This window comes from Aeromicrobium sp. PFPM2_SD2 (assembly GCF_057364525.1).
In genome coordinates this window covers 1-11039 of the sequence record NZ_JBNFNZ010000037.1, presented here as the reverse complement: position 1 = coordinate 11039, position 11039 = coordinate 1, and the positions used below count along the sequence as shown (strand labels likewise).

The 11039-nt window shown below is 71.5% G+C and carries 7 protein-coding genes and 3 pseudogenes; 9 read left to right on the top strand and 1 reads right to left on the bottom strand.

The window, feature by feature from the left end; translation table 11 throughout:
• The 6 genes and pseudogenes from infB to AC2W7G_RS03740 all read left to right on the top strand — a co-directional run.
• Positions 1 to 1977 (top strand): translation initiation factor IF-2 (gene infB, locus AC2W7G_RS03765; RefSeq protein ID WP_485867257.1); only part of this gene is annotated, 1977 nt, incomplete at its 5' end.
• A 72-nt stretch (positions 1978 to 2049) separates the two neighbouring features.
• Positions 2050 to 2490 carry a 30S ribosome-binding factor RbfA gene (gene rbfA, locus AC2W7G_RS03760; protein ID WP_485867256.1) on the top strand — a complete coding sequence of 147 codons (441 nt, stop codon included), beginning with the start codon at positions 2050 to 2052 and terminating at the stop codon, positions 2488 to 2490.
• A pseudogene (truB, locus tag AC2W7G_RS03755) lies at positions 2487 to 3394 on the top strand (tRNA pseudouridine(55) synthase TruB). Before rbfA ends, truB begins: the two are co-directional and overlap by 4 nt.
• A 5-nt stretch (positions 3395 to 3399) precedes the next feature.
• A pseudogene (locus tag AC2W7G_RS03750) lies at positions 3400 to 3927 on the top strand (phospholipase D-like domain-containing protein); the annotation flags it as partial.
• A gap of 166 nt (positions 3928 to 4093) precedes the next feature.
• A complete protein-coding gene (locus tag AC2W7G_RS03745) occupies positions 4094 to 4633 on the top strand; it encodes a phospholipase D-like domain-containing protein (RefSeq protein WP_485867255.1) in 540 nt (179 codons plus the stop codon).
• Between the two features lie 43 nt (positions 4634 to 4676).
• Positions 4677 to 5613: pseudogene (locus AC2W7G_RS03740) on the top strand (bifunctional riboflavin kinase/FAD synthetase).
• On the opposite strand, the gene AC2W7G_RS03735 reads toward AC2W7G_RS03740, so the two are convergent.
• A complete protein-coding gene (locus AC2W7G_RS03735; RefSeq protein WP_485867254.1) occupies positions 5610 to 6485 on the bottom strand; it encodes an SGNH/GDSL hydrolase family protein in 876 nt (291 codons plus the stop codon). The pseudogene AC2W7G_RS03740 and the gene AC2W7G_RS03735 sit on opposite strands and share 4 nt — an antisense overlap.
• A gap of 175 nt (positions 6486 to 6660) precedes the next feature.
• Between AC2W7G_RS03735 and rpsO the strand changes: the two genes are divergently transcribed.
• From rpsO to AC2W7G_RS03720, 3 genes are all read left to right on the top strand, one after another.
• Positions 6661 to 6915, top strand: a complete 255-nt coding sequence (rpsO, locus tag AC2W7G_RS03730) for a 30S ribosomal protein S15 (RefSeq protein ID WP_131402585.1) — start codon at positions 6661 to 6663, stop codon at positions 6913 to 6915.
• 225 nt (positions 6916 to 7140) lie between these two features.
• On the top strand, positions 7141 to 9360 hold the full coding sequence (locus AC2W7G_RS03725) for a polyribonucleotide nucleotidyltransferase (protein ID WP_485867253.1): 2220 nt from the start codon (positions 7141 to 7143) through the stop codon (positions 9358 to 9360).
• 327 nt (positions 9361 to 9687) lie between these two features.
• Positions 9688 to 10968 (top strand): ABC transporter substrate-binding protein, encoded by a 1281-nt coding sequence (locus tag AC2W7G_RS03720; protein WP_485867252.1) that lies wholly within the window; start codon positions 9688 to 9690, stop codon positions 10966 to 10968.
• Positions 10969 to 11039: the final 71 nt, after the last annotated feature.

Here is an 11039-nt window from a genome sequence, read left to right as displayed (position 1 = left end):
GGCTTCGCCGGCCGTCCCGGTGGCGGTGGCCGTCCGGGCGGTCGTGGCGGCACGCAGGGCGCCTTCGGTCGCCCCGGTGGCCCGGCCCGTCGTGGACGCAAGAGCAAGCGGGCGAAGCGCCAGGAGTTCGACCAGATGCAGGCGCCTGCCATCGGCGGCGTCCGCGTCCGGAAGGGCAACGGCGAGACCGTGCGCATGGCGCGCGGCGCCTCGCTGACCGACTTCGCCGAGAAGATCGGCGTCGACGCGGCGTCCCTGGTGCAGGTGCTGTTCCACCTGGGCGAGATGGTCACCGCGACGCAGTCGGTCAACGACGAGACGCTGCAGATCCTCGGTGAGGAGCTGAACTACGACGTCCAGGTCGTCTCGCCCGAGGACGAGGACCGCGAGCTGCTCGAGTCGTTCTCGCTCGGCTTCGGCGAGGACGAGGGCGACGAGGCCGACCTCGCGCCGCGTCCGCCGGTCGTCACCGTCATGGGCCACGTCGACCACGGCAAGACGAAGCTGCTGGACGCGATCCGCAGCACGAACGTCGTGGCCAAGGAGGCCGGTGGCATCACGCAGGCCATCGGTGCCTACCAGGTGACCACCGACGTGGACGGCAACGAGCGGGCGATCACGTTCATCGACACCCCGGGCCACGAGGCGTTCACCGCCATGCGTGCGCGTGGTGCGCAGTCCACCGACATCGCGGTCCTGGTGGTCGCGGCCGACGACGGCGTCATGCCGCAGACGGTCGAGGCGCTCAACCACGCCAAGGCCGCCGGCGTGCCGATCGTCGTCGCGGTCAACAAGATCGACAAGCCCGACGCCGACCCGAGCAAGGCTCGCGGCCAGCTCACCGAGTACGGCCTCGTGCCCGAGGAGTACGGCGGCGACACGATGTTCGTCGACGTCTCGGCCCGTTCGGGCACGAACATCGACGGCCTGCTCGAGGCGATCGTGCTGACCGCCGACGCCGAGCTGGACCTGCGCGCCAACCCGAACCAGCACGCCGAGGGCGTCGCCATCGAGGCGCACCTGGACCGCGGTCGCGGCCCGGTCGCCACGGTGCTCGTCCAGCGCGGCACGCTGCGCGTCGGTGACTCGCTGGTCGCCGGTCCGGCCTTCGGCCGCGTCCGCGCCATGCTCGACGAGCACGGCGAGAACATCGAGGAGGCGACCCCGTCGCGTCCCGCCCTGGTGCTCGGCCTCACGGCCGTGCCCGGCGCCGGCGACAACTTCATGGTGGTCGAGGACGACCGTCTGGCCCGTCAGATCGCCGAGAAGCGGGAGGCCCGCGAGCGCAACGCCACGCTGGCCAAGCGCAGCGGCCGCCGCACCCTCGAGGACTTCATGTCCTCGATGGAGAAGGGCGAGACCGACGAGCTGCTGCTCATCCTCAAGGGCGACAGCTCCGGTGCCGTCGAGGCGCTGGAGGACTCGCTGGCCCAGATCGACGTGGGCGAGGACGTCGCGCTGCGCGTCATCGACCGCGGTGTCGGTGCGATCACCGAGACCAACGTCGACCTGGCCGCCGCGTCGAACGCCGTCATCATCGGCTTCAACGTGCGGCCGCAGGGCAAGGCCACCGAGATGGCCGACCGCGAGGGCGTCGACATCCGCTACTACTCGATCATCTACCAGGCGATCGAGGAGATCGAGGCGGCGCTCAAGGGCATGCTCAAGCCCGAGTTCGAGGAGGCCCAGCTGGGCACGGCGGAGATCCGCGACATCTTCCGCTCGTCCAAGATCGGCAACATCGCCGGCTGCATGGTCCAGTCCGGCACGATCCGCCGCAACAGCAAGGCTCGCCTGCTGCGCGACGGTGCGGTCGTGGCCGACAACCTCGACCTGGCCAGCCTGCGCCGCGAGAAGGACGACGTCAGCGAGGTCCGCGAGGGCTTCGAGTGCGGCATCGTCCTGCGGGGCTTCAACGACATCAAGATCGGCGACGTCATCGAGACGTTCGAGATGCGCGAGAAGCCGCGCGACTGACCGTCGCCCACCCGTGCCGGCCCGGTCCTCCGCAGTGGAGGGCCGGGCCGACGCATCACCTTAGGAGGAGCAGTGCCCGGACCCCGCGTGAACAAGGTGGCCGACCGCATCAAGGTCGTCGTCGCCGAGATGCTGGAGCGCCGCATCAAGGACCCCCGGCTGGGCTTCGTGACCATCACGGACGTCCGGTTGACCGGCGACGCCCAGCACGCGTCGGTCTTCTACACCGTCATGGGCGACCAGAAGGCGATCGACGGCACCGCCCAGGCGCTGGAGAGCGCCAAGGGCGTCATCCGCTCCGAGGTCGGCAAGCAGCTCGGCGTGCGCCACACGCCGTCGCTGGAGTTCCACCTCGACGCCGTGCCCGAGAACGCCAAGGCGATCGAGGAGCTGCTCGAGCGCGCGCGTCAGCGTGACGCCGAGGTCGCGGCCCGGGCCGCCGGCGCCGACTACGCCGGCGACCCCGACCCGTACAAGAAGAAGGACGACGACGCGGACGACGAGGACGCGTGAGCGAGCCCGCCGCCGGCATCGTCGTCGTCGACAAGCCGGCCGGGTGGACGTCCCACGACGTCGTGGGACGCACCCGCCGGCTGGCCGGCACCCGCAAGGTCGGCCACGCCGGCACGCTCGACCCGATGGCCACCGGCGTGCTGGTGCTCGGCGTCAACCGCGCCACCCGGCTGCTCGGTCACCTCATGACGACCGAGAAGGAGTACCTGGCCACGATCCGGCTCGGCCAGGCCACCGTCACCGACGACGCCGAGGGCGAGGTGACGTCGACGGCTCCGGCCGGTGACGTCGACGCCGCGGCGGTCGAGGCGGCCCTGGCGCCGCTGCGCGGCGAGATCATGCAGGTGCCGTCGTCGGTGTCGGCGATCAAGGTCGACGGCCAGCGCTCCTACGCCCGGGTGCGCGGGGGAGAGGACGTCGCGCTGGCCGCGCGTCCCGTGACCGTCTCCACGCTCGAGGTCACCGACCTGCGCCACGGCGACGACGTCACCGACGTCGACGTGCGCGTCGTGTGCTCCAGCGGCACCTACGTCCGCGCCTCGCCGCGACGCCGGGCGGCGCTGGCGTCGGCGGGCACCTCACGATGCTGCGACGCACCCGCGTCGGCGGCTTCACCCTCGACCAGGCCCGCACGCTCGAGCAGCTCGAGGCCTCGTTCGAGGTCGTGGGGCTGGACGACGTCGTGCGCCGCTCGTTCACCACGTGGACGGCCGACGAGCGCAGCGCGTCCGACGTCCGCTACGGCCGGCGGCTCACCGCCACCGACCTGGGCGCGACGGACGGGCCGGTCGCCGTGCTCGACCCCGACGGGCACTTCCTGGCGCTCTACGAGCAGGCCGGCTCGACGGCGCGCCCGGTCGCGGTCGTTCGTCTGAGCCGCGGGGCGCGCGCGTCGGTAGGGTGACGCGCATGCGCCCCCTGCTGCCGCGTGCCGTCGTGCGGCGCCTCGTCCTGTCCGCCGTGCTCGCCCCGCTCGGCGCGGCCCTGTCGCTCATGTCGACCACCAAGGTGCGCAAGCTGTGGCGCGGCAAGAACGCCGCGCCGCTCCCGCGGGTCGCCCCGGACGAGTTCACGCTCGACGGCGGCACGACGGCCACGGTGCACACCTCCGGCGCGACGCTCTACGACGACATGCTGGCCGCGATCGACGGGGCCACGACCCGCGTCCTGCTGGCGTCCTACATCGTCAAGGCCGACGCCACCGGACGCCGGTTCAAGCGGGCCCTGGAGGACGCCGCCGCGCGCGGCGTCGCGGTGCACGTGCTGTACGACGGCTTCGCGAACCTCGTGGTGCGGCCGTCGTTCTTCCGGTTCGCGCCCGGGGTGGCGGTCATGCGGCACCCGATCCTGCCGCGCACGTGGCGTCTGCTCAGCCCGCGGGCGTGGGGCCGCGACCACCGCAAGATCCTGGTCGTCGACGACACGGTCGGGTTCGTCGGCGGCTACAACGTCGGCGAGCTGTACGCGACCGAGTGGCGCGACACCCACCTGGCCGTCACCGGGACGGCGGTCTGGGACCTGGAGAACGCGTTCGTCGACTTCTGGAACATGATGGCGCCGGCCGCCGCTCAAGCCGCTGTCGAGCCCGTCGTGGGACCCGCACGTGCGCGCCCACCGCAACGTGCCGCGTCAGCTGGTCTTCCCGATCCGCGGCATGTACCTGGAGGCCATCGACCGGGCGACGGAGTCGATCGAGATCACCCAGGCCTACTTCGTCCCCGACCGCGACATCGAGGACGCGCTCATCGAGGCCGCCCGGCGCGGGGTGCGCGTGCGCATCCTGCTGCCGAGGGTCTCCAACCACGTCGTCGCCGACTTCGTCTCGCGCATCCACTTCGACCGTCTGCTGGACGCCGGCATCGAGATCCTGCGCTACCGCGACCACATGGTGCACGCCAAGACGATGACGATCGACGGGGCCTGGTCGACGATCGGCACGGCCAACATCGACCGGCTCAGCCTCACCGGCAACTACGAGATCAACCTCGAGCTGCTCGATGACAAGCTGGCCCGCGGCATGCAGCAGGTCTTCGAGCGCGACGCGCTCAACGCCGAGGTGCTGGACGCCGACGAGTGGCGGGCGCGGCCCCGCCTGGCCCGCCTCTACGAGCGCGTCCTGCAGGCCTGGCGCCCGCTCGTCTGACTCCGTCCGCCACGGCGGCACCGGGGTGGCTACAGTGTCCGGCGTGGCGATCTGGGCTGAGGTGGACGGCGCGGCGGACGTGCCCCGCACGAACGCGTGCGTGGTGACGATCGGCAACTTCGACGGCGTCCACCGCGGGCACCGGCTCGTCCTGGAGCACACCCGGCAGGACGCCGCGCGCCGCGGCATCGCCACCGTCGCCGTCACCTTCCACCCGCACCCGCTCGAGGTCATCGCCCCGGCGCACGCGCCCAAGCGGCTCACGTCCGTCGAGCGCCGCATCGAGCTGCTGCGCGAGGCCGGCGCCGACCAGGTGTACGTCCTGGCCTTCGACCGCGAGATGGCGGCGTGGACGCCCGAGGAGTTCGTCACCCGGGTGGTCGTCGATCAGCTGCACGCCGCGAACGTCGTCGTCGGTGACAACTTCCGCTTCGGCCACAAGGCGCAGGGCGACGTGGCGTACCTGCGCGACGCGGGGGAGCGGCTCGGCTTCGCCGTGGACGACCGCAGCCTGCTCGGCGACGGCGAGGCGTTCTCGTCCACGCGGGTGCGCGAGCTGGTCGGCCGAGCGCCGGCTGGCCGAGGCCGCGGAGGTGCTGGGACGTCCCGTCGAGGTCACCGGCACCGTCGTGGGCGGCGACCGGCGCGGCCGCGAGCTGGGCTTCCCCACGGCGAACGTGCCGGTGGACGAGGCGTACGCCGTGCCGCCGGACGGCGTGTACGCCGGCTGGCTCGTGCGCGCGTCCGGTGAGCGCCTGCCCGCCGCGATCTCGGTCGGCTCGAACCCGACGTTCGACGGCACCGAGCGGCGGGTCGAGTCCTACGTCCTGGACCGCGACGACCTCGACCTCTACGACGAGCAGGTGCGGGTCGAGCTCGTCGCGCCGGTGCGCGAGATGGAGCGCTTCGACGGCGTGGACGCGCTCGTGGCGCGGATGCACGACGACGTGTCGCGCACCCGCGCCCTGCTCGAGCTCTAGCCCTGCTCGGGGACGGCCTGCACCACGGCGTCGGCGACGGCCGCCATGCCCGCCGCGTTCGGGTGCAGCCCGATGCCGTCGCCCAGCGGCGCACTCAGGCCGTTCGTCCACGGGTCCGACGAGCACGCGTTGTGCTCGGACGAGGACTCGCGCATCGAGACGTACGTGACGCCGGCCTGCTCGGCCGAGGCGGCGAGGGCGGCGTCGATCTGCTCCTCGCCGCGCACGACGCCGCTGGTGTTGACGCCGCTGCCGCCCAGGACGTCGCAGCTGGCGCCGTCGTTGGTCACGCGCAGGTAGCCGACCAGCACGACGTCGGCGTCGGGCGCCTTCTCCTGGACCGAGTCCAGGACGGTCGTGACCTTCGCCGAGGTCGCCCTCAGCACGGCCGGCAGCTTCCGGTCCAGGTAGGTGCCGCACGCGTCGCCACCGGTGACGCAGGTGCGGGCGAGCGTGCTGAACAGGCCGTCGTCGTTGCCGCCGATCCCGACCGTCACCAGGTCGGCCTCCGCGTCGACGGCTTCGAGCTGGGCCGTCACGGGGGCCGTGGTGCCGGGGATCGGCACGGACTGCAGGACGTTGTCGGTCGTCGCGCCGGCGCAGCTGACGTCGGTGAGGGTCGCGCCGAGCTCCTGGGCCACGAGGCTGGGGTAGTTCTTGGTCGAGCGGCCGCACTCGCCGGACTCGCCGTCGACCGGGTTGATCGAGGGGCCCGCGGTGAACGAGTCGCCGAGGGCGACGTAGCGCAGGGACTTGGCGGACTCCTCGCCGCCGCCCGCGCCGTCGTCGGCGTCGGAGCCGGAGCAGGCGGGCAGGAGCAGCAGGACGGCGGCGCACAGGGCCGCGCCGGCACGGGGGGATCGCAGACGCATGCCCGGAGCGTAGGCCATGGGATTACCGCCGGGGATCACCGCGCTGGTAGGCTGGGCAAGCCGTCAGAACGGCCACGGACAGAGAGTGCCCCGGTGAACCGGCCCGGGCGCGCCGTGCAACGAGACCCACAGGAGTCACATGTCGAAGAAGACTGCCGCCCCCACCGTCGTGGACATGTCCAAGGCGGACATCATCAAGGAGTACGCGACCGCGGAGGGCGACACCGGCTCCCCGGAGGTCCAGATCGCTCTGCTCACCGGTCGCATCGCGCACCTGACGGAGCACCTCAAGGAGCACAAGCACGACCACCACAGCCGTCGTGGTCTGCTGCTGCTCGTCGGCCAGCGTCGTCGTCTGCTGAACTACCTGCAGAACAACGACATCGAGCGCTACCGCTCGCTGATCGAGCGTCTCGGCCTGCGTCGCTGACGTGACAGGAGGCGGTCACCCACCGGGTGGCCGCCTTCGCTGCACCTCCCACAACCGAACACGTACGAACACCACCGGACGAGGCCGCCAGGCACGACGAGCCCGGTCCTCGGTAGTGGCCCTCGGGACGACGTCCCGCGAGCCTCGATCGAAGATCGGCACCACCAGCGCCGGCCGGCGTCCTCGTCCCGACGAGCGGGCAGCGTGCCCGCGGAAGGGACTTCCATGTCCGAACCCACCGTCCACTCGGTCGAGACGACCATCGACAACGGCCGCTTCGGCACGCGCACCGTGCGCTTCGAGACCGGCCTCCTGGCCCGCCAGGCCGGCGGCGCCGTGTCCGCCTTCCTCGACGACGACACGATGCTGCTGTCGACCACGACCGCCAGCAAGCAGCCGAAGGACCACTTCGACTTCTTCCCGCTGACCGTCGACGTCGAGGAGCGCATGTACGCCGCGGGCCGCATCCCCGGCTCGTTCTTCCGTCGCGAGGGCCGTCCCAGCGAGGACGCCATCCTGACCTGCCGCCTCATCGACCGCCCGCTGCGCCCGACCTTCAAGAAGGGCCTTCGCAACGAGGTCCAGGTCGTCATCACGGTGATGGCGCTCAACCCCGACACGCCCTACGACGTCCTGGCCATCAACGCCGCGTCGGCGTCCACGCAGATCTCCGGCCTGCCGTTCTCCGGCCCGATCGGCGCCACCCGCATCGCGCTCATCGACGGCCAGTGGGTCGCCTTCCCGACGCACGAGCAGCTCGAGCAGGCCGTGTTCGACATGGTCATCGCCGGCCGCGTCGCCGGTGACGACGTCGCCGTCATGATGGTCGAGGCCGAGTCCACCGAGGTCACCTGGGAGCTCGTGCAGTCCGGCGTCCAGGCCCCGACCGAGGAGGTCGTCGCCGAGGGCATGGAGGCGGCCAAGGCCGTCATCAAGCAGATGTGCGAGGCCCAGGCCGAGCTGGCCGCGTCCGCCGCCAAGCCGGTCCAGGACTTCCCGGTCTTCCTCGACTACGAGGACGACGCCTACGACGCGGTCGCCGAGATCGCCTCGGAGTCCATGGCGCAGGCGCTGACCATCGTCAGCAAGGCCGAGCGCGAGGAGCGCGAGGCCGAGATCAAGGCCGACGTCGTCGAGCAGCTAGGCGAGCGCTTCGCCGGTCGCGAGAAGGAGCTCGGCGCCGCGCTGCGCTCGCTGACCAAGTCGCTCGTGCGCCAGCGCGTCCTGCGCGACAAGGTCCGGATCGACGGCCGTGGCCTGGCCGACATCCGCGAGCTGTCGGCCGAGGTCGGCGTCATCCCGCGCGTCCACGGCTCGGCCCTGTTCCAGCGCGGCGAGACCCAGATCCTGGGCGTCACCACGCTGAACATGCTCGACCTGGAGCAGAAGCTCGACACGCTCTCGCCCGAGAAGACGCGTCGCTACATGCACAACTACAACTTCCCGCCGTTCTCCACCGGCGAGACCGGACGCGTGGGCTCGCCCAAGCGTCGCGAGATCGGCCACGGCGCGCTCGCCGGCCGCGCCCTCGTGCCGGTCCTGCCGCCGCGCGAGGAGTTCCCCTACGCGATCCGTCAGGTCTCCGAGGCCCTCGGCTCCAACGGCTCGACGTCCATGGGCTCGGTCTGCGCCTCGACGCTGGGCCTGCTCAACGCCGGCGTCCCGCTGCGCGCGCCGGTCGCGGGCATTGCGATGGGCCTCATCTCCGGTGAGGTCGACGGCAAGACCGAGTACGTCACGCTGACCGACATCCTGGGAGCCGAGGACGCCTACGGCGACATGGACTTCAAGGTCGCCGGCACGCGCGAGTTCGTCACCGCCCTGCAGCTGGACACCAAGCTCGACGGCATCCCCGCCGACGTGCTGGCCGGCGCGCTGAAGCAGGCCCGCGAGGCCCGCTTCACCATCCTGGACGTCATGGCCGAGGCCATCGACACCCCGGACGAGATGAGCCCGTTCGCGCCGCGCATCATCACGGTGAAGATCCCGGTCGACAAGATCGGCGAGGTCATCGGCCCGAAGGGCAAGATGATCAACCAGATCCAGGACGACACCGGCGCGAAGATCTCGCTCGAGGACGACGGCACCGTCTACATCGGCGCCGACAACGGCGACGCCGCCGAGGCCGCCCGGTCGGCGATCAACGCGATCGCCAACCCGACGATGCCCGAGGTCGGCGAGCGCTACCTCGGCACCGTCGTCAAGACGGTCGACTTCGGCGCGTTCATCTCGCTGCTCCCGGGCAAGGACGGCCTGCTGCACATCAGCAAGCTGCGCGAGCTCAACGGCGGCCAGCGGGTCAACAACGTCGACGACGTCGTGTCGGTCGGCCAGAAGATCCAGGTCGAGATCGCCGAGGTCGGCGACCGCGGCAAGCTGTCGCTGATCCCCGTGGTCGAGGGCCAGGAGGAGGCCCCCGCCGAGGAGCCGGCCACCGAGGCCTGATCCGTCCCACCTGACGCGCCGGCGTCCGGGCCACGTGCCCGGGCGCGGGCGCTGTCGTCCGGTGAGGGCGGTGGCGGTGACCCTGCGTCCACGCCTGGGGACGGCGGTGACCCAGCGTCCACGTGCGGTGGCCCCGTGGACGCAGCGTCACCGGCCGACGGGCCGGGTGGGCGTAGGCTCACCGCTTCTGCGCGCGCTGGCGATCCGGTGACACGTCTGGGAACGCTCCCAGAAGGTCCTTGACGTCGAATGTGACCCCGGTCATACTCGTGGGAACGCTCCCACAGAGGGCCGTCCGGGCCGGCGGGGCAGTCAAGGAGGCATGACGTGAAGACCACACGACAGCTCGTCGGCGCCGCTGTGCTGACGCTCGTCACGGCGGCGGTCGCGGCCGGCTGCGGGGGCTCGGAGGGGGACGACGGCGACGTCACGCTCCGCGTGAACCTCTTCGGCAAGTTCGGGTACGCCAAGGCGTACGAGCAGTTCGAAAAGGACCACCCGGGCGTCAAGATCGTGGAGACCGCCGAGGGCGACTTGGGCAAGTACAACACCAAGCTCAGCCAGCAGATCGCGGCCAACGGCTCGGCCGGCGACGTCGTGGCCATCGAGGAGGGCCAGACGGTCTCCTTCCTGGCCGCCGCCGACAAGTTCGTGAACCTGCAGGACGCCGCCGGCGAGGACAAGGACCAGTGGCTGCCCTGGGTCTGGGACAAGGCCACCACCGCCGACGGCAAGACGACGATCGGCCTCGGCACGGACGTCGGCGGCCTGGCGATGTGCTACCGCCGGGACCTGTTCGAGAAGGCGGGCCTGCCCACCGATCGCGAGGAGCTCGCGAAGCAGTGGGCGACCTGGGACGACTTCATCGAGGTCGGCAAGAAGTTCCAGGCCGGCATCAAGGACGACAAGGTCCACTTCATCGACGCCGCCACGAACACCTACAACTCGATCCTCATGCAGAGCGGCGACCACACCTACTTCGACCGGGACGACAAGCTCGTCGTGGAGAAGAACCCCGCCGTCCGCGCGTCCTGGGACCAGGCCATCACGATGATCGACGCCGACCTCAGCGCCAAGCTGGTCGCCTTCTCCGACGAGTGGAACGCCGGCTTCAAGAACGGGTCGTTCGCCACGGTGGCGTGCCCGGCCTGGATGACCGGCTACATCACCGAGCAGGCCGGCGACGCGGGCAAGGGCCAGTGGGACATCGCGGCCGTGCCCGGCGGCGGGGGCAACTGGGGCGGCTCGTGGCTGGGCGTGCCCAAGACGAGCAAGCACCAGGACCTGGCGATCGAGCTCGTCCGCTACCTCAGCGGCGAGGACGGCCAGATGGCCGCCTACGAGGCGGCCGGACGCCTGCCGTCGCTGCCCGCCCTGTACGACGACCCGGCGCTGACCGAGGACACCAACGAGTACTTCAGCAACGCGCCGACCGGCCAGCTGTTCGTCGCCGGTGCCCGCAACCTCGAGCCGGTCTACCTCGGGGCCAAGAACGTCCCGGTGCGCGACGCGGTCGAGAACGCGCTGCGCAGCGTGGAGAACGGTCAGCGGTCGCCCGACAAGGGCTGGTCGACGGCCGTCTCGGCCGCCGAGAAGGCGGCGCGCTGATGTCGGACGTGCGGTCGCGCCGAGCGTGCCACCCAGGCGCGCCGTACGTCCGCCACCGGGCCCCGTGGTGC

What these genes read in the sequence shown, in the direction of transcription:
- AC2W7G_RS03735 (WP_485867254.1), bottom strand. Translation starts at nt 6,485, where the DNA reads ATGCGTCTGCGATCCCCCCGTGCCGGCGCGGCCCTGTGCGCCGCCGTC.
- rpsO (WP_131402585.1), top strand. Translation starts at nt 6,661, where the DNA reads ATGTCCAAGGCGGACATCATCAAGGAGTACGCGACCGCGGAGGGCGAC.
- AC2W7G_RS03725 (WP_485867253.1), top strand. Translation starts at nt 7,141, where the DNA reads ATGTCCGAACCCACCGTCCACTCGGTCGAGACGACCATCGACAACGGC.